This window comes from Streptococcus rifensis (assembly GCF_053203525.1).
This window is the reverse complement of record NZ_JBRUCW010000021.1, coordinates 1-18019: the sequence shown is the minus strand read 5'-3', so window position 1 is coordinate 18019 and position 18019 is coordinate 1. Positions and strand designations below refer to the sequence as shown.

Annotated in this window: 18 protein-coding genes, 1 tRNA gene, 1 rRNA gene and 2 pseudogenes; 5 read left to right on the top strand and 17 right to left on the bottom strand. The window is 42.9% G+C overall.

All coding sequences use genetic code 11. The annotated features are described in order from the left end of the window. The first annotated feature begins 7 nt into the window (after window positions 1–7). The gene (locus tag ACVRYP_RS10365; protein WP_447468633.1) at window positions 8–919 is read left to right on the top strand and encodes a PTS system mannose/fructose/sorbose family transporter subunit IID; all 912 of its coding nucleotides are present in this window, start codon (window positions 8–10) and stop codon (window positions 917–919) included. A 75-nt stretch (window positions 920–994) separates the two neighbouring features. Next, complete coding sequence (locus tag ACVRYP_RS10360; protein WP_447468632.1) at window positions 995–1354, top strand: DUF956 family protein; 360 nt, start codon at window positions 995–997, stop codon at window positions 1352–1354. Window positions 1355–1442: 88 nt separating this feature from the next. On the opposite strand, the gene ACVRYP_RS10355 is transcribed toward ACVRYP_RS10360, so the two are convergent. After that, window positions 1443–2504 carry an acyltransferase gene (locus ACVRYP_RS10355; protein WP_447468631.1) on the bottom strand — a complete coding sequence of 354 codons (1062 nt, stop codon included), beginning with the start codon at window positions 2502–2504 and terminating at the stop codon, window positions 1443–1445. Window positions 2505–2772: 268 nt separating this feature from the next. On the opposite strand from ACVRYP_RS10355, the pseudogene ACVRYP_RS10350 reads away from it, so the two are divergent. Next, window positions 2773–2998, top strand: a pseudogene (locus ACVRYP_RS10350) (phosphoribosylaminoimidazole carboxylase). Window positions 2999–3028: 30 nt separating this feature from the next. Further along, window positions 3029–4303: a serine--tRNA ligase gene (gene serS, locus ACVRYP_RS10345; protein WP_447468630.1), complete on the top strand. Its 1275-nt coding sequence runs from the start codon at window positions 3029–3031 to the stop codon at window positions 4301–4303. A gap of 17 nt (window positions 4304–4320) precedes the next feature. Here serS and ACVRYP_RS10340 read toward each other — a convergent pair. From ACVRYP_RS10340 to fabM, 14 genes and pseudogenes are all read right to left on the bottom strand, one after another. Continuing rightward, window positions 4321–5401: pseudogene (locus ACVRYP_RS10340) on the bottom strand (bifunctional transcriptional activator/DNA repair enzyme AdaA). A gap of 105 nt (window positions 5402–5506) precedes the next feature. After that, window positions 5507–6277: an acetyl-CoA carboxylase carboxyl transferase subunit alpha gene (locus ACVRYP_RS10335; protein ID WP_447468629.1), complete on the bottom strand. Its 771-nt coding sequence runs from the start codon at window positions 6275–6277 to the stop codon at window positions 5507–5509. Further along, complete coding sequence (gene accD, locus ACVRYP_RS10330) at window positions 6274–7140, bottom strand: acetyl-CoA carboxylase, carboxyltransferase subunit beta (protein ID WP_447468628.1); 867 nt, start codon at window positions 7138–7140, stop codon at window positions 6274–6276. The genes ACVRYP_RS10335 and accD overlap by 4 nt, the downstream gene beginning before the upstream one ends. Window positions 7141–7259: 119 nt before the next feature. Further along, window positions 7260–8624: an acetyl-CoA carboxylase biotin carboxylase subunit gene (locus ACVRYP_RS10325; protein WP_447468647.1), complete on the bottom strand. Its 1365-nt coding sequence runs from the start codon at window positions 8622–8624 to the stop codon at window positions 7260–7262. A gap of 22 nt (window positions 8625–8646) precedes the next feature. Beyond that, window positions 8647–9069, bottom strand: a complete 423-nt coding sequence (gene fabZ, locus ACVRYP_RS10320; RefSeq protein ID WP_447468627.1) for a 3-hydroxyacyl-ACP dehydratase FabZ — start codon at window positions 9067–9069, stop codon at window positions 8647–8649. Then, entirely contained in the window at window positions 9066–9539 is a 474-nt protein-coding gene (gene accB / locus ACVRYP_RS10315; protein ID WP_447468626.1) for an acetyl-CoA carboxylase biotin carboxyl carrier protein, read from the bottom strand. Before accB ends, fabZ begins: the two co-directional genes overlap by 4 nt. A gap of 5 nt (window positions 9540–9544) precedes the next feature. Continuing rightward, entirely contained in the window at window positions 9545–10777 is a 1233-nt protein-coding gene (fabF, locus tag ACVRYP_RS10310; protein WP_447468625.1) for a beta-ketoacyl-ACP synthase II, read from the bottom strand. A 31-nt stretch (window positions 10778–10808) separates the two neighbouring features. Next, a complete protein-coding gene (gene fabG / locus ACVRYP_RS10305; protein ID WP_447468624.1) occupies window positions 10809–11540 on the bottom strand; it encodes a 3-oxoacyl-[acyl-carrier-protein] reductase in 732 nt (243 codons plus the stop codon). 12 nt (window positions 11541–11552) lie between these two features. Further along, window positions 11553–12473 carry an ACP S-malonyltransferase gene (fabD, locus tag ACVRYP_RS10300; RefSeq protein WP_447468623.1) on the bottom strand — a complete coding sequence of 307 codons (921 nt, stop codon included), beginning with the start codon at window positions 12471–12473 and terminating at the stop codon, window positions 11553–11555. 3 nt (window positions 12474–12476) lie between these two features. Continuing rightward, window positions 12477–13466 (bottom strand): enoyl-[acyl-carrier-protein] reductase FabK, encoded by a 990-nt coding sequence (fabK, locus tag ACVRYP_RS10295; protein ID WP_447468646.1) that lies wholly within the window; start codon window positions 13464–13466, stop codon window positions 12477–12479. Between the two features lie 92 nt (window positions 13467–13558). Then, complete coding sequence (locus ACVRYP_RS10290) at window positions 13559–13783, bottom strand: acyl carrier protein (RefSeq protein ID WP_447468622.1); 225 nt, start codon at window positions 13781–13783, stop codon at window positions 13559–13561. Window positions 13784–13846: 63 nt separating this feature from the next. Next, entirely contained in the window at window positions 13847–14821 is a 975-nt protein-coding gene (locus ACVRYP_RS10285; protein WP_447468621.1) for a beta-ketoacyl-ACP synthase III, read from the bottom strand. Further along, window positions 14821–15255, bottom strand: coding sequence for a fatty acid biosynthesis transcriptional regulator FabT (fabT, locus tag ACVRYP_RS10280; RefSeq protein ID WP_447468620.1), 435 nt, complete (start codon window positions 15253–15255; stop codon window positions 14821–14823). The genes ACVRYP_RS10285 and fabT overlap by 1 nt, the downstream gene beginning before the upstream one ends. Before the next feature lie 105 nt (window positions 15256–15360). Beyond that, window positions 15361–16149, bottom strand: coding sequence for a trans-2-decenoyl-ACP isomerase (gene fabM / locus ACVRYP_RS10275; protein ID WP_447468619.1), 789 nt, complete (start codon window positions 16147–16149; stop codon window positions 15361–15363). 189 nt (window positions 16150–16338) lie between these two features. Between fabM and ACVRYP_RS10270 the strand changes: the two genes are divergently transcribed. Then, the gene (locus tag ACVRYP_RS10270) at window positions 16339–17688 is read left to right on the top strand and encodes an aspartate kinase (protein ID WP_447468618.1); all 1350 of its coding nucleotides are present in this window, start codon (window positions 16339–16341) and stop codon (window positions 17686–17688) included. A gap of 126 nt (window positions 17689–17814) precedes the next feature. Here the strand turns inward: ACVRYP_RS10270 and ACVRYP_RS10265 are convergent. Together ACVRYP_RS10265 and rrf are read right to left on the bottom strand one after the other, a co-directional pair. Beyond that, window positions 17815–17887, bottom strand: a tRNA-Asn gene (locus ACVRYP_RS10265). 5 nt (window positions 17888–17892) lie between these two features. Further along, a 5S ribosomal RNA gene (rrf, locus tag ACVRYP_RS10260) occupies window positions 17893–18008 on the bottom strand. Window positions 18009–18019: the final 11 nt, after the last annotated feature.

Genomic DNA, 18019 nt, shown 5'->3' with positions numbered 1-18019 from the left:
CATACTCATGACTGAAAAAATCACACTTACAAAAGCTGATCGTCAGAAAATCTGGTTCCGTTCACAATTCTTGCAAGCCTCTTGGAACTATGAGCGTATGCAAAACATGGGTTGGGCTTATGCCATCATCCCAGCTATCAAAAAACTCTACACAAATAAAGAAGACCAAGCGGCTGCCCTTAAGCGTCACATGGAATTCTTCAATACGCACCCCTACGTAGCTGCTCCTATCCTCGGGGTAACCCTTGCCCTTGAAGAAGAGCGTGCAACTGGTGCGGATATTGACGACGCTGCCATCCAAGGGGTTAAAATCGGTATGATGGGACCTCTCGCTGGTATCGGTGACCCTGTTTTCTGGTTTACTGTACGGCCAATCATTGGTGCACTTGGTGCCTCTATGGCAGCAGGTGGCGATATCCTCGGACCAATCATCTTCTTTGTTGCTTGGAACCTTATCCGTATGGCCTTCTTGTGGTACACCCAAGAATTTGGTTACAAATCAGGTAAGGAAATCACTAAAGACATGTCTGGTGGTCTCCTTCAAGATATCACCAAAGGTGCATCTATCCTTGGTATGTTCATCCTTGCCGTCTTGGCACAACGTTGGGTAAACATCGGTTTCACAACTGAAGTTTCACGTGTTCCACTCGCTGAAGGAGCATACATTGAATGGGATAAACTCCCTGCTGGTGGCGAAGGGATTCGTCAAGCCTTTGAGCAAGTCGGTCAAGGACTGTCTCAAACACCTGAAAAAGTGACAACTCTCCAACAGAACTTGGATGGCTTGATTCCAGGCTTCATGAACGTTCTCTTGGTATTCCTCTGCATGTGGTTACTGAAGAAAAAAGTTTCACCAATTACAATTATCATTGGACTCTTCATCGTGGGTATCATCGCCCGTGTCCTTGGTATCATGTAAAACCAAAAGAAGTGGCTCGCCACTTCTTTTTTCTTATGGTATAATAGAGCCAATATCATCTTAGAAAGAGTTCTTATGGCACAATCATTAAACACACAGGTAGCTTTACACACAACAGGTGTCTACTACACCGGAATTGGCAACAAGGTCGGAAAGTTCCTCCTTGGCGATAAGGCCTTAGAATTTTATCCAGATGCTAACGTTGAGCAATACATTCAAATCCCTTGGAGCAATGTTCAACAAATGGGTGCCAATGTTTCTGGCAAATCTATTAGCCGTCACTTCGAAGTCTATACAGATTCTGGAAAATTCCTCTTTGCTTCCAAGGATTCAGGTAAAATTTTAAAAATAGCGCGAGAGCAGTTAGGCAATGAAAAAGTAGTTAAACTGCCAACGCTCCTTCAATCCATCGGAAACCTGTTTAAGAAAAAGTAAAAAAGCAGTCTAGGCTTCTAAGAAGGCCAGACTGCTTTTTCAATTCCAAAAATACTTCTCCTTTTCAACCAGATTCCGTTATCCGTCCCTATTCTGTCTCCTTACTTTGATAAGGGAAGCGTTGATCACAGCGTTCCGATAAACGCTTGATATTTACTTTTTGAAAAAGAAGTAACCTCAACCAGTCAATGACTCCAGATAAGACAAAAATAAAGACTGATGCTGCTAGAATAGCTCCTAAAAATGGCAAAATAGGCAACTGCGTTAAAGGTTTAGCAAAATCCCTCAGCAGGAAGCGAACGACCAGTGGATTGAGGTGGACTAGATAAATGCCCAATGTCGTTGGCGCCAGGACCTTAATAAATGCCTGTAAGGTGATATTTTTGATTTCCATACGTGCAAAAATGACAAAAATACAAATCGCCCCCAAAATCATGGTCGGCGAAGTATACCAAAACCAGATGTTACCTACCACTTTTTTCAAGATAAAACTAAGCAAGACCGAAGCAGTATAGCCGAGAAAGAGAAGACTATTACGCGGAAGCTTGTTTAACTCTTTCCGAGCCAAATAGGCTCCAGTGAGATAAAGAATAATTAACCAAAGCGAGCTGTAGCCACGGTCTAGAGCAAATTCATTTATCTTATTATTAAAAAGAGCCGGAATAAGTGAAAAACTAAAGAAAGCAATGACCAGCACCCTTCCCAGATCTTTCGTTGCTAGTCTCTCCAGCGCTAAATTCAGAAGAGGCATGAAGACCAAGAGGCCAAAATAAGCCGTCACATACCAGTACTTCCCTGTTAGAATAGGAAAGAGGGCATTGCGCCAATCCGTCAAGGAGAGTTCCTTACCCAAGATGGTAAACCCCACTGCAAATAAAAAGGTATAGAAAAAGACATGGAGCCATAATTCTATTATTTTTGAGTAACGATACCGAGAACGATGACCGACATAGCCAGAAATCAAAGCATAGGCGTTAACCGCCCAGTAAACCGCTATTTGTAACAGCCAGGTGACAAAATAGTGCAAGTCAAAGGACCCTTCAACTTCTTTTCGAATACCGCCCTGAGCTAAGACATGGGTGACCACAATCATAAACATGGCGACAATACGTAGAAAATCAATGCCATAATGATAGGTTTTTTCTTTCATAATACCCTATTCTAACATATTTTAAAGAGTGAATAAGACAATCTATTTACAATTCCATTGAAATCTTGTATAATACCTGTAACGGATAAGTAGGATGTCTTTTCCTTTCAGAAAGTCTGCGGTCGCTGTGAGCAGATAGGAAAACCATGTGAAATTCTACCGTGATTTAATTTCATAAACATTAAGTGCACAGAAGGTGAAGCTGGATGGAACCGCGCGCAAGCGCTCCAGCAAATTGCTTTCTGTGTTTTTTGATAAGGAGGTACTTATGGTCCAAATCATAGTTCATGCCTTTATGGAAGAGACCGAGGCTGTTGTCGGGGTCGCCTTTGCCTCGACAGACAAAGTTCTGGTAGAAGTAACGTTTGCTGATTTACAAATGCAATTTCAGATGATACCTAGCCATCTATGATTTTCCCCTAGACACCGACTTAACAACACTCCCACACTATTCGTCTGTCGCCATCAGCCTTGATGACTTTAAACCGGAATAATCAATTAACATTTACATTTGGAGGAAACCTATGTTAGACATTAAAAAAATTCGTGCCGACTTTGACGTCGTTGCTAAAAAATTAGCTACCCGTGGTGTTGAAACTGCTACCATCACAAGCCTTAAAGAGCTCGACAGCAAACGCCGTGAGTTATTAGTGGTGGCTGAGGAGAAAAAAGCCGAGCGTAATACAGCATCTGCTGAAATTGCCCAAGCCAAACGTAACAAGGAAGACGCCAGCGACAAAATTGCTGCTATGCAAGCTCTCTCTGCTGAAATCAAAAGCATTGACGCAAAATTAGCAGACATCGAAGAGCAGGTCACTGCCATCATCACAACTATTCCAAACACACCGCATGACAGTGTTCCTGTTGGCACAGATGAGGAAGAAAACGTGGAAGTCCGCCGTTGGGGAACTCCTCGTGAATTTGACTTTGACATCAAAGCGCATTGGGACATCGGTGAAGACCTTGACATTCTAGATTGGGAACGTGGGGGCAAGGTCACCGGAGCTCGCTTCCTCTTCTACAAAGGCCTCGGTGCCCGCTTGGAGCGTGCCCTTTATAACTTCATGCTAGATGAACACCTCACCGAAGGTTATCAAGAGATCATCCCACCTTACATGGTCAACCATGACTCTATGTTTGGAACAGGTCAGTATCCAAAATTCAAGGAAGATACCTTTGAATTGGCGGACAGCCCTTATGTTCTCATTCCGACAGCTGAAGTGCCACTGACCAACTACTACCGCAATGAAATCATTGACGGTAAGGACTTGCCAATCTACTTCACCGCCATGAGCCCATCTTTCCGTTCTGAAGCTGGCTCTGCCGGTCGTGACACGCGCGGTCTCATCCGTCTCCACCAATTCCACAAGGTTGAGATGGTCAAATTCGCCAAGCCAGAAGAGTCTTATGACGAACTGGAAAAAATGACCGCAGATGCAGAGAACATTCTTCAAAAACTGGGACTCCCTTACCGCGTTTTAGCCCTCTGTACAGGGGATATGGGCTTCTCTGCAGCCAAGACTTATGACTTGGAAGTCTGGATTCCAGCCCAAAACGCCTACCGTGAAATTTCCAGCTGTTCCAATACGGAAGATTTCCAAGCCCGTCGTGCCCAAATCCGCTATCGTGATGAAGCTGATGGCAAGGTCAAACTCCTCCACACCCTGAATGGCTCAGGACTGGCAGTTGGTCGTACAGTTGCAGCCATCCTTGAAAACTACCAAAACGAAGATGGCTCTGTCACCATCCCTGAAGTTCTTCGGCCCTATATGGGGGGGATTGAGGTTATTAAGCCATAATACCAGAAACCCATCAATCAGAATTCCTTTGATTGACGGGTTTTCTTTTCTGCTATTTTGCTTTCCAAATCCAAGAGGTACTGCTTGCGCTCAAGACCCCCTCCGTAACCACCTAGGCTACCATCGCTTGCAATCACTCGATGACAGGGAATCAGAATCGAAATTTGATTAGCACCATTGGCATTGCCGATAGCCCTAACTTTATTAGCATCTCCCAGTGATTCCGCTAAATCCTTATAACTTCTGGTTTCACCTATTGGTATTTCTTGTAACAATGTCCAAACAGCTTGTTGAAAGGGAGACCCAGCCATATATACAGGTGTCTTAAACTGCGTCAATTCCCCCTTAAAATAAGCCTCTAGCTCCTCCTTTAACTGTTGTAAAAGGGCATTGCTCCCATGAATCAAACGGGCATTCCACTTGGTCCGAAGCTTCTCAATTTCTCGTTCCAATCCTCTGCGATTGTCAAATTCCAAGAGATAGAGAAAGTCTTCATCGGCAACCGCAAACAGTCGCCCAAGAGGTGTTGCCAAAAAGCATGCTGTCAATACTAGCATATCCTGACGAGAGGGGGATGTTCCCATAATACTAGAAAAAGCATCTTGAAAGCCACTTGCCGATTGATAGCCTTGAGCTATTTGCTGATCGATAACCCTAGACCCCGATTGCAATTCTTTAAAAGCTAGTCCCATTCGCCTGGCTCTAGCGTATTGGATAAAGGTCATCTGATAAATGCTCTTAAATTTACGGCGTGCTGTCGCTGAATGGATCCCTAATTGCCGAAAGTCTTCTTCCGTCCATCGTTTTTCAGGATGGGCTTCAACCGCTTCTATCAAGATTTGAACATCTTCTGGTAAATCGTGTGGGTAGGATAAGGGGGAACAAATTTTACAAGGTCTAAACCCAGCTAAAAGAGCTGATTCAGCCTCAGTATAAAAAAAGACAGTTTTCAAACTTTGGTTTTCTAGCCCGACAGGTTGCATGACAAAAAACACCTGTTGTCTTAATCGCAGCAAAGAAAAGCCCGTCAAAATTCTTATCTCTCTCCACTAAGGCCCTATAATACCTATTCTGTAACTCCTGATTTTCGACTAACATCACACGGCTCCTTTCTTGTCTGTTTGATTATAGCAAAAATAACCATTCGTTACCTCCGAAAAATGAACAAGTATTTAAAAAACTGAGATAGCAAACTACCTCAGTCTAATACTTTCTAAACCGCTCATAGCGTTGTTCCAACAATTGCTCAAGGGGAAGCTTTTTAAGCTCTTCAAAGCCTCGGATAAGCTCTGCTTTGATGTGAGCAACGAGTTCCTGATTGGAACGTCCATCCTCTGGAATAACTGCATCGACAACGCCTAATTTTTCCAATTCAAAAGAGGTTATTTTCATCAGTTCTGCGGCTTCCATGGCACGGCTCCCATCCTTCCAAAGAATGGAGGCAAAGCCTTCTGGCGATAGGACTGCGTACATGGAATTTTCCAGCATCCAGACCTTATCAGCCACTGCAAGAGCCAAGGCGCCACCTGAACCGCCCTCACCGATAATAATAGCAATGATAGGGACTTTTAAATCACTCATCTCAAGAAGGTTTCGTGCAATAGCTTCACCTTGTCCACGTTCTTCAGCTCCTAAACCAGGATAGGCGCCTGCTGTATTGATAAAGGTGACGATAGGTCTGCCAAATTTTTCAGCCTGTTTCATGAGACGAAGAGCCTTACGATAACCTTCTGGATGGGGCTGACCAAAGTTGCGCTTGAGGTTATCCTGCAAATTTTTTCCTTTTTGAATGCCGACAAAGGTTACAGGTTCTCCGTCTAAAAGCCCAATTCCTCCGACAATAGCACCATCATCCCGAAAGTTGCGATCCCCATGAAATTCTATAAATTCTTCAAACAAGAGCTCAGCAAAATCTAAAGTTGTCAATCGTGACTGATCTCTCGCTGATTTGATAATGCGACTGACTTGACTCATTTTCCACCTCCATGATACCGTACCAAGCGAGCGATAGTCTGTCTCATTTCTTTCCTAGGCACAATCGCATCTACAAACCCATGCTCCTGCAAGAATTCGGCTTTTTGGAAATCATCAGGTAAGGTTTCCCGTACCGTATTTTCGATGACACGGCGACCAGCAAAACCGACTAGGGTCTGAGGTTCAGCCAAAATGACATCCCCTTCCATAGCAAAACTAGCCGTCACACCACCTGTCGTAGGGTCCGTTAGGATTGTCAGGTAGAAAAGACCCGCATTGGAATGCCGTTTGACAGCTGCCGAAACCTTAGCCATCTGCATCAGGCTCATAATACCTTCTTGCATACGTGCCCCGCCTGAGGCTGTAAAAATCACAACAGGAAGCTTTTTCTGGATCGCTAGTTCAAATAGCCTGGTAATTTTCTCTCCAACCACTGTTCCCATAGAAGCCATAATAAAATGCGAATCCATGATTGCTAAGGCAGTTAATTGACCCTCAACCTTGGCTAAACCGGTCATCACCGCCTCATCCAGCCCAGTTTTTTTCTTAGTATCCGCAATTTTTTCTTGATATCCTGGAAAACCAAGAGGATTTCTAGTTTCAATACCTGTGAATAACTCTTCAAATGTTCCTTCATCAACAATCAATGACAAGCGCTCCTGAGCAGTTATTCGAAAATTATAAGCACAAGTTGGACAGGTTTTTGTTACACCTAAATCCTCACGGTAAATCATTTTTTTACAAGCCGGGCACTTGTCAAACAACTCATCTGGCACCTCTGGTTTGGTTTGAGGTGGCTCATTGCGGACAGATCGATTAGGATTTATCCGAATGTACTTTTCCTTTTTTGAAAACAAAGCCATACCTTACTCCTTCTATCCTAACGCATACTCTTTGACGAGATTCTGTATATATTCCATATGAAAAACCTTCCCAGTCCTAATCTCGGAAGAACCCAAAATCAAAGCTGGGAAGACTTTTTTTAATCTTGCTGATAATGAGGCAGAAAATCCTCCATGAGATAGGCGGTGTCGTAATCACCAGCCACCACACGTCCATCTGATATGAGGTCTAATTGGAAATCTACATTGGTTACCACCCCATCAATCTCCAGCTCGTAAAGGGCACGCTGCATCTTCATCAAAGCTTCAAAACGATTTTCCCCATGGACAATGACCTTGGCAATCATCGAATCATAATAGGGGGGAATGGTATATCCCGGATAAACTGCTGAATCCACCCGCAAGCCAACACCACCGCTTGGAAGGTAGAGATTGGTAATAGTCCCGGGGCTAGGTGCAAAGTTAAAGGCTGGATTTTCTGCATTAATGCGACATTCAATGGCATGGCCTGAAAAGGTTATGTCGTCTTGACTGACAGACAATGGCTCTCCTGCAGCAATCTTGATTTGCTCCTTAACAATGTCCACACCCGTGACAAACTCTGTCACAGGATGCTCAACCTGTACGCGAGTATTCATTTCCATAAAATAAAACTCGCCCTTGCTCTCATCCAATAAGAACTCAATCGTCCCCGCATTTTCATAGCCAACAGACTGAGCAGCTCTAACAGCAGCCTCACCGATTTTGTCTCGAAGGGTTTTGCCAATAGCAATGGACGGACTTTCTTCTAGTACCTTTTGGTTGTTTCGTTGAAGAGAACAATCGCGCTCTCCCAAATGAATGACATTATCGTGCTGGTCTGCTAGAATCTGGACCTCAATATGACGAGCTGGGTAGATAACACGCTCGATATACATGGCTCCATTGCCAAAAGCAGCCTGAGCTTCTGAGGAGGCATTCTCAAAGGCAGTGACTAAATCCTCTGACCGTTCCACCTTGCGAATCCCTTTTCCTCCTCCACCGGCAGATGCCTTTAACATGACGGGATAGCCGATTTTTTCAGCAATAACAAGGGCTTCAGCAGAACTGTAAACCTCACCGTCAGACCCAGGAATGACAGGCACTTGCGCCTTAATCATTTCTGCACGGGCATTAATTTTGTCGCCCATGGTGTCCATAACGGCACCAGATGGACCGATAAATTTTATGCCAACTTCTTCGCACATGGTCGCAAATTTGGAGTTTTCAGACAAGAAGCCAAAACCAGGATGAATGGCCTGAGCTCCTGTTACCACAGCTGCTGACAAGACCGCATTCATATTTAAATAAGACTCTGTCGACCGTGCAGGACCGATACAGACGGCTTCATCTGCTAACATGGTGTGAAGGGCTTCCTTGTCAGCTTCAGAATAGACAGCCACTGTCTCAATACCGAGCTCTCTAGCTGCACGAATAATCCGAACGGCAATTTCACCACGATTGGCAATTAAAATTTTTGAAAACATCATGCCTCTCTACCTTGTCTAACTAGGAACCAATCGCAAAGGTTAGGGTCCCTGAAGCAGCCAGTTTCCCATCAACCTCAGCCTTAGCCTCAACCACTGCAATCGTTCCACGGCGCTTCACAAAAGTCGCTGTCATCACCAACTGATCACCAGGTACGACCTGTTTCTTAAATTTAACCTTATCCATACCCGCATAAAAGACGAGTTTGCCTTTATTTTCTGGCTTTGATAACTCCAAGACACCCGCTGTCTGAGCCAATGCTTCCATAATGAGAACTCCTGGCATAACTGGGTATTGTGGAAAATGGCCTTCGAAGAACGGTTCGTTGATGGTCACATTCTTGATTGCCACAATCTTGTCTTCCGACGTTTCTAACACACGGTCTACCAGTAAAAAAGGGTAACGGTGTGGTAAGGCTTCTTTAATCGCTAAAATATCAATCATTTTATACGCACCAACCCTTTCCCGAAATCAGCCACTTCTTCATTGTTGACCATGATTTCTGTGACCACACCGTCTCTTGGGGCTGGAATTTCGTTCATCACCTTCATGGCTTCAATGATCAGCAAGGTTTGCCCTTTTCTCACTTGATCACCGACTGAGACAAAAGCAGGCTTATCAGGTCCTGGCGAGAGGTAAACCACACCTACTAGCGGGCTTTCTACCACATCTCCCTCAGCTGTAGAAACCTCTGACGAAGGATGCTCTACTGTTTCTGTAACATTATTTGCTGACACAGAAGCAACTTCCACAACAGGGCTAGCAGGTTGAGAGCTTGCTACAGGGACAGATGTTAGTTCTTTATTTTCATTTTTAGAAAAGACCAGTTCATCTTCGGCATTTTTATAAGAAAATTCCTTGAGGCTTGATTGGTCAAATTGCGCCATCAAGTCCTTGATATCTGACAATTGCATCTTACTTAATTCTCCCAACGTTTGAAGGCGATAACTGAGTTATGACCACCAAAACCAAACGTGTTCGAAATGGCATGGGTAATTGTCATCTCACGACCTTCTCCATAGATAACATCTGCTTCAATATAGTCTGATACTTCTTGGGTTCCTGCTGTCATCGGCGCATAAGAATGATTCATGGCCTCAACCACAGCAATCGCTTCAACTGCTCCTGCAGCACCCAAGAGATGCCCTGTAAAGGACTTGGTCGATGACACAGGGGTTTCTTTGCCAAAGACAGAAACAATCGCTTGGCTCTCACCTTTTTCATTGGCAGGAGTAGATGTCCCGTGCGCATTGATGTAATCGATGTCAGCAGGTTCTAAACCAGCTTCATTCAGAGCCAACTTCATGGCTTTAATCGCACCAAGACCTTCTGGGTGTGGAGAAGTCATGTGGTAAGCATCACAGGTATTTCCATATCCTACAATCTCAGCCAAGATAGTTGCACCACGTTTTTGAGCGTGTTCCAAGCTTTCAAGCACCAAAACTCCTGACCCTTCACCCATGACAAAACCGTTACGGTCTTTATCAAATGGAATAGACGCACGAAGTGGGTCTTCTGTTGTTGACATGGCTGTCAAGGCTTGGAAGCCACCGATTGCAAACGGTGTGATAGACGCTTCTGAACCACCTGCAAGCATGACATCTTGGAAACCAAATTTGATTTCACGGAAGGCATCTCCCAAGGCATCGTTTGATGAGGCACAAGCAGTAATCACACATTTACAAACCCCATTAGCGCCCACTTCCATGGCGATATTTCCAGCTGCCATGTTTGGCAAAGCTTTCGGTAAGGTCAAGGGACGGATACGCTTTGGTCCTTTTTCTGTCAGACGGTTAACTTGATCTTCGATTTCCTTAATCCCACCGATACCAGTTGAAAGAATAACCCCAAAACGATCACTATCAATAGAATCTGTGTCCAGTTTTGCATTGGCAACGGCTTCTTTTGCTGCATAAATGGCATAAAGCGAGTAAGGGTCAAAACGGTTAGTATCCTTTTTAACAAAGTATTTGTCAAACGGAAATTCCTTGATTTCCGCAGCATTTTTAACCACAAAGTCAGTTGTGTCAAATTTAGTGATTTTACCAATTCCTACTTGACCAGTTTTTAAACTATTCCAGAACTCTTCTGGAGTATTTCCGATTGGTGACGTTACTCCATATCCTGTAACAACAACACGATTAAATGACATCTTGTACTCCTTTTATATTTTGAGTGAGCGATTACATCGCTAGACCGCCATCAATGGCTAACACTTGACCTGTTAAATAATCTTGTCCCGCCATAAAGACCGCAACATCTGCAACTTGATCTACGGTTCCAAAATCCTTCATAGGAATTTGTCCCATCATGGCCTCCTTGACCTTGTCTGAAAGAACATCCGTCATATCTGACTCGATAAAGCCTGGCGCAATCACATTAACTCGGACATTCCGTCCTGCAACTTCACGTGCCACTGATTTTGAAAAACCAATCAAACCAGCCTTCGAAGCGGCATAGTTAGCCTGGCCAGCATTCCCCATCAGCCCAACAACACTTGAAATGTTAATGATAGCTCCTTCGCGTGCTTTGGTCATCGGTTTTAAAACAGCTTGCGTCATATTGAAAGCACCCGTGAGGTTAATCTTCAGCACCGCCTCAAAATCATCCTCCGTCATGCGTAGCAACATCTTATCACGCGTTACCCCAGCATTATTGATCAAAATGTCAATCGAACCAAGAGCTTCAGAAGCCTCTTCAACCATACGCTTAGCATCCGCATTATCCGACACATCCCCTGATATACCGACAACAGTCACACCATAGTCCGCAAACTGCGCCAGCAATTCTTCAGACACAGGCCCACGACCATTAAGGACAATGTTTGCCCCTAAACTTGCAAACTTATGGGCAATCCCAAGACCAATGCCACGGGTAGAGCCTGTGATAAAAACATTTTTTCCTTTGATTTCCATCGCTTCCTCCTTTTAGGACAATAGCAGAGCTTCTAAACTAGGCACATCTTCCACATGACTGACCTCAGCTGACTTATCAATCTTCTTCATGAAGCCTGACAAGACCTTCCCCGGACCAATCTCAATAAAGCGGGTAGCTCCCAGATCTTGCAATGTTGCTATGGATTCATAAAACTTAACAGGCTCCATGACCTGACGTGCCAACAGTGATCTGATTTGATCTTTGGTCATCACTTGTGCTTCTGTATTGCCGACAAGAGGAATTTGAAAATCTGCAAAAGGCACTCTTTCAAGAACTTCAGCCAAGGCCTGGCTAGCTGACGCTAGCAAGGGCGTGTGGAATGGTCCAGAGACATTGAGCTCAATGATACGCTTAACTCCAGCATCCTTCAACAAAACGATAGCGGCCTCAACCGCAGCAATCTCGCCACCGATAACAATCTGACCAGGAGTGTTGTAATTAGCAGGTCGGACAATACCATGTAAACTAGCTTCTTGGCAGGCCTGTTCGATAACCGACACATCCGTATTCATGACAGCTACCATCTTACCACTGCCAGCAGGCGCCGCTGACTCCATTAATTCACCCCGCTTAGCAACCAAGGCTACCGCATCTGAAAATGCCAAAGCACCTGACGCAACTAGAGCAGAATACTCACCTAGAGATAGACCAGCTACCAAGTCTGGTGTTATTCCTTTTTCAGCCAATAACCGATAGATGGCTACTGACGTTGTTAAAATAGCTGGCTGAGTAAATCGTGTTTGGTTGAGTTTCGTCTCATGGTCATCAATTAATTCTCTTAAATCGTAACCAAGAATTTGACTAGCCTCATCATAAGTCGATTTTACAATAGGATAAGACTCATAGAGATCACGTGCCATGCCAAACTTTTGAGCGCCTTGGCCCGCAAATAAGAAAGCTGTCTTTGTCATGTCTTATTCTCCAATATCTGACCAACGCTGTGCCTCAGCCCTGATGACTTCAGCAGCACCATAATAAATATCTTTTAATATCTCTTCACAGGTTTCTTCCTTACGAATAAAACCTGCAATTTGACCAGCCATAACTGAACCTGTATCAACTTCACCATCGACAACAGAACGTCTCAGCGCTCCTGCTCCGAGATTTTCAAACACTGTTAAATCAGGCACTTCTTGCTTAAAAGCTTCTTTTTCAGCTAGATCAAAATCCCGCGTCAACTTATTCTTGATAGCACGTACAGCATGACCGAAGTGAGCTGCGGTAACAACTGTATCAATGTCCTTCGCTTTCAAAATCTTATTTTTATAATTTTGGTGAGCATTCGATTCTCTGGCAACAACAAAACGTGTCCCCACCTGAACGGCTTCAGCACCAAGCATAAATCCAGCCGCAGCTCCACGTCCATCTGCTATCCCACCAGCAGCAATCACAGGAATTGACACAGCATCTGCCACTTGGCGAACCAAGGTCATGGTCGTCAACTTACCAATGTGACCGCCGGCTTCCATGCCTTCAGCAATAACCGCGTCTGCACCTATTTTTTCCATCCGCTTAGCTAGAGCGACACTTGGAACCACTGGAATAACGACCATCCCTGCCTCATGGAAACGCTCCATGTATTTACCTGGATTTCCAGCACCTGTTGTTACCACTTTCACACCCTCTTCAATGACCAAGTCAACAACATCGTCTGCAAATGGTGATAAAAGCATAATATTGACACCAAAAGGTTTATCCGTAACTGCTTTTACTCGGTCAATGTTAGCTTTGACCACTTCTCGAGGGGCATTTCCTGCGCCGATAACTCCCAAACCACCAGCATTGGAAACAGCTCCAGCCAAGTCGCCGTCTGCTACCCAGGCCATGCCTCCTTGAAAAATTGGGTATTTAATATTTAATAATTCAGTAATCCGTGTTTTCATAGTAACCTTTTTTCTATTAATTTGCTTAATAAATCATTTGAGAATCAAACAATTTACTAAACAAGGGAGAATATCAAATTCTTGATATTCTCTCTCTTTCTATTTAAGCTAATTTATTTTGTTTGTTCTTCAACGTAAGCAACCAAGTCACCAACCGTTTTTAAGCTATCTTCCGCTTCAATTGAAATATCGAACTCGTCTTCAATTTCTGAAATCACTTGGAAGATATCCAATGAATCTGCGTCAAGCTCTTCAAAAGAAGTTTCCAATTGCACTTCTTCTGCATCTTTACCTAATTCTTCTACAATAATTTCTTGTATTTTTTCAAATACTGCCATAAGTCTAACTCCTTATTTTCTAAAAAATATTTTTTTATAAATGGTGTTCCCACCAGTTATGAACTAAATGGTTAAAAGAAGGATCCCCCAGGTCAGGCCACCGCCAAAACCGGCTAAAAGCAGTTTTTGACCACTACCTAAGGTGATTTTACCTTCTGCAATACACTCCGACAGTAGAATCGGAACACTGGCTGCACTGGTATTACCGTACCACATCATATTTGCTGGCAATTTCTCACGATCCACACACAGTTTTCGAACCATCTTCTCTAACATCCGATTATTGGCCTGATGAAGAAGAAAATAATCAATCTCTCCCGCAGTGAAATCCGCATCTGATAAGGTTTTTTTGATAGTAGCCACTACATCACGAATAGCAAACTCAAAAACGGCACGACCATCCATCTCTATACTAAGATGTGAATCCTCCTTTGCCGAAAAAGGTGAGGCAAGTCCTTGATAACTAGACGTTAAGGCTTGTCCACGCCCGCCATCTGTCTGTAAGGATTCTAATAGAAAATGCTTTTGATCACTAGCCTCTATTAAGACTCCGCCAGCTCCATCACCAAACAGTACAGCTGTTCGCCGATCCTGCCAATCGATAACTTTTGACAAGACTTCAGCTCCGATTACCAAACCACGCTTGTAGACTCCTGAGCTAATCATTTTTTCAGCTGTAGATAAGGCAAAAATAAAACCTGAACAAGCGGCTGTGATATCAAAAGCAAAAGATCTACTAGCTCCAATATTAGCTTGAACTCTTGCGGCAGTAGACGGCATCATGGAATCTGGTGTAATAGTTGCTACTAGAATAAAGTCAAGTTCCTCGGCTCCTAGATGTGATTTAATCAATAGCTGCTTGGCGACCTCAGTTGCCAGATCACTAGTCTGTTGACTCTGACTAATACGACGTTCTCGGATACCTGTACGAGAAGCAATCCACTCATCACTCGTATCCATTATCTGAGCTAAGTCATTGTTAGTAATAACCTGATCAGGGACATAATGAGCAACTTGGCTAATTTTAGCATAGCTCATTATTTCAACTCCTCTAAGAAGGCATGTAATTTAAGAAGACCTTTTTGCATAACGGCATATTCTTCCTCAGTCATACCATCTGTAATTTCTTCAATCATTCGCTGATGGAATTTACGATGCAATCGATAAATCAACCGCTCTTTTTTTGTCAAATAAAGATGGACAACGCGACGATCCTTGGTAGAGCGAATGCGATCTACATAGCCTTTTTCTTCTAGTCGGTTTAAACTAGCTGTTACTGTCCCCAATGTGACCATCAAGGTTCTCGCAACATCTGAGGGTTTGCAATCTAGTATACTCCCAATCACATCTAAAGTATGCATCTCTTTAATCGAAAGATCCCTAAAGCGACTCGTTTTTAAACTATTCTCCTCAATAATTAACACATTATTAAAAATTGAAGTTAAATATTCATTGACTAACTCGTTACTCACATCTTCCTCCTTATACTAGATACAACTCAAAATATTTGACAGTCAAAGTATATCAGAATGATGGCTATTTGACAAGTAGAAATGAATTATTCTTTACTTTTTTTCTTATTTTCCGGAAAATTTAGGACGACGTTTCTCCGTGTAAGCTGTTACACCTTCTTTAAAGTCCTCAAAAAGGGCCAAAGATTTTTGCCATTCAATTTCTACATTGGCATAGTCTGACCAGCCGGAAAATTCACTTTGCCAGACCATTTCCTTAATAGCTTTATAAGAATTCGGAGAGTTACGCAGTAACTTTGTAATCAAGCGGTCTGTTGTTTTTTCGAGTTTCTCCGCCTCACACACTTTATAGACAAAACCATACTCCAACCCTTTTTCAGCTGAAACAGGTTCCCCTGTCATCGTAATTTGAGTCGCACGGTTAATACCGATAGAGCGTGTTAAAAGGTATAAACCACCAGCATCAGGCGCAAGCCCAACACCTACAAAAGCTTGGATAAACTTTGCCCTGTCTGAAGCAATACAAAAATCTGAAGCCACAACCAGATTAAAAGCTGCACCAGCAACTGGTCCGTCAACACTCATAACAACAGGTTTTGGAAGACGTTTTAAAGCATATGAAATTTCATTCACCTGCTCAGCAATGCGTCCCAGAGATGGGATATCATCGTCATCGACAGCCCGTTGCATCTCAGCGAGATCTCCTCCAACCGAAAAAACCTTCCCTGTGGCATTAACTAGCAACACCCGTACATTATTGTCTTGCTCTGCCAAAGCGATTGCCTCCAGAATCTCATCACATACAGGCACATTAAACCCATTAGAAATTTCAGGTTGATTTAATGTTAAGGTTGCAACACCATCTTCAACTTGATATAAAATCCCGTCAAACATACATTACCTCCATTTAAGGAACTTTTATATTATTAATCATTGTAACCGAAAGTCGAAATTAATTCAACAATCAAACTATTATTTTTTGTTACATCCCATACTTGATCTTTCAAATGTAAAGCTGACAAAACCCCCTTTTTCTGCTATAATAAGAGAAAATTTCTATTATATAGATATATGGAGCTTCTTATGAAAGTCGTAAAATTTGGCGGTAGTTCTCTTGCTTCTGCTACTCAATTGGAAAAAGTCCTCAACATTGTAAAAGCTGATGTAGATCGCAAATTCGTCGTCGTTTCAGCCCCCGGTAAACGTAACGATGAAGATACTAAGGTCACTGATGCCTTAATCAAATATTATAAGCATTATGTTTCAGAAAAAGATGTGAGCAAAGATCAAGATTGGATTATTCAGCGTTATCAAGATATAGCTGATGAGCTCAATTTAGACGAACGCATTATGGAGAAAATTAAAACTTCCGTTATAGAGTTAGCATCTCTGCCAATCAAAGATAATCCATTTTTATATGATACTTTCTTGGCTTCAGGGGAAGATAACAATGCTAAGTTGATTGCCCAGTATTTTAACGAAAACGGCTTAAATGCCATTTATATGCATCCAAAAGATGCTGGAATCACCGTGACAAATGAACCAAGTAATGCTCAAATTATCCCATCAAGCTATGACACTATTGAAAAACTCTCAGAGTTTGACGAGGTTATCGTTATCCCAGGATTCTTTGGTGTGACCCAAGATAACTATATTTGTACTTTCTCAAGAGGAGGTTCGGATATCACTGGTTCTATTGTTGCTGCTGGTGTTAAAGCTGATCTTTACGAAAATTTCACAGATGTGGATGGTATTTTCTCAGCACATCCTGGCATTGTCCATAGTCCCAACTCTATTAAAGAACTAACATACAGAGAAATGCGTGAATTAGCCTATGCTGGTTTTACAGTTCTCCATGATGAGGCTTTAATTCCTGCCTATAGAGGCCGTATTCCCCTTGTTATCAAAAATACAAACAATCCTTCTCATCCAGGAACAAGGATTGTCCTTAAGCACACCAAAATAGAGCACCCTGTCGTAGGTATTTCTGCTGATGATGGCTTTTCAAGTATCAATATTTCTAAGTATCTCATGAACAGAGAAATAGGTTTTGGACGCAAGGTGTTGCAAATTTTAGAAGAGCTGAATATTGGTTTCGAGCATATGCCAACTGGAATCGATGATATGTCAGTGGTCGTTCGAGATCGTGAACTGACTCCAATCAAAGAAGAAGAAATACTTCGTCACCTTTCTCACAAAATGGAGGTTGACAAGGCTGAAATTGAACGGGACCTTTCGATCCTTATGGTCGTCGGTGAACACATGAAAGACCAAATTGGTGTTACTGCTAAAGCAGCTAAAGCTCTCTCTGATAATGATATCAATATCGAAATGATTTCCCAAGGTTCCAGTGAAGTCTCTATCCTCTTTGTGATTAAAACTGCTCAAAAAAATGAAGCAATTAGAGCACTCTACTCCACATTCTTTGACTAACATCTTGTTTTATACAGCCGCAACCAAAAAGGCGGAAATCTTAACCATAGATTTCCGCCTTTTTACTGCGTTTTGTATTTTATAAATCAAAAAAACGCCGTCTTAGCGTTATTAAACTATTATTTACTCCGCCAACAGGGCTCGAACCTGTGACATCATGATTAACAGTCATGCGCTCTACCAACTGAGCTATGGCGGAAAAAAGCTAAGCGACTTCCCTATCTCACAGGGGGAAACCCCCAACTACTTCAGGCGTTCTAGGGCTTAACTGCTGTGTTCGGCATGGAAACAGGTGTATCTCCTAGGCTATCATCGCTTAACTAATCTGAAT

Bases quoted from the DNA above. Each gene is read 5' to 3' on its own strand.
- ACVRYP_RS10365 (WP_447468633.1), top strand. From the start codon at position 8: ATGACTGAAAAAATCACACTTACAAAAGCTGATCGTCAGAAAATCTGG.
- ACVRYP_RS10360 (WP_447468632.1), top strand. From the start codon at position 995: ATGGCACAATCATTAAACACACAGGTAGCTTTACACACAACAGGTGTC.
- ACVRYP_RS10355 (WP_447468631.1), bottom strand. From the start codon at position 2,504: ATGAAAGAAAAAACCTATCATTATGGCATTGATTTTCTACGTATTGTC.
- serS (WP_447468630.1), top strand. From the start codon at position 3,029: ATGTTAGACATTAAAAAAATTCGTGCCGACTTTGACGTCGTTGCTAAA.
- ACVRYP_RS10335 (WP_447468629.1), bottom strand. From the start codon at position 6,277: ATGAGTCAAGTCAGTCGCATTATCAAATCAGCGAGAGATCAGTCACGA.
- accD (WP_447468628.1), bottom strand. From the start codon at position 7,140: ATGGCTTTGTTTTCAAAAAAGGAAAAGTACATTCGGATAAATCCTAAT.
- ACVRYP_RS10325 (WP_447468647.1), bottom strand. From the start codon at position 8,624: ATGTTTTCAAAAATTTTAATTGCCAATCGTGGTGAAATTGCCGTTCGG.
- fabZ (WP_447468627.1), bottom strand. From the start codon at position 9,069: ATGATTGATATTTTAGCGATTAAAGAAGCCTTACCACACCGTTACCCT.
- accB (WP_447468626.1), bottom strand. From the start codon at position 9,539: ATGCAATTGTCAGATATCAAGGACTTGATGGCGCAATTTGACCAATCA.
- fabF (WP_447468625.1), bottom strand. From the start codon at position 10,777: ATGTCATTTAATCGTGTTGTTGTTACAGGATATGGAGTAACGTCACCA.
- fabG (WP_447468624.1), bottom strand. From the start codon at position 11,540: ATGGAAATCAAAGGAAAAAATGTTTTTATCACAGGCTCTACCCGTGGC.
- fabD (WP_447468623.1), bottom strand. From the start codon at position 12,473: ATGACAAAGACAGCTTTCTTATTTGCGGGCCAAGGCGCTCAAAAGTTT.
- ACVRYP_RS10290 (WP_447468622.1), bottom strand. From the start codon at position 13,783: ATGGCAGTATTTGAAAAAATACAAGAAATTATTGTAGAAGAATTAGGT.
- ACVRYP_RS10285 (WP_447468621.1), bottom strand. From the start codon at position 14,821: ATGAGCTATGCTAAAATTAGCCAAGTTGCTCATTATGTCCCTGATCAG.
- fabM (WP_447468619.1), bottom strand. From the start codon at position 16,149: ATGTTTGACGGGATTTTATATCAAGTTGAAGATGGTGTTGCAACCTTA.
- ACVRYP_RS10270 (WP_447468618.1), top strand. From the start codon at position 16,339: ATGAAAGTCGTAAAATTTGGCGGTAGTTCTCTTGCTTCTGCTACTCAA.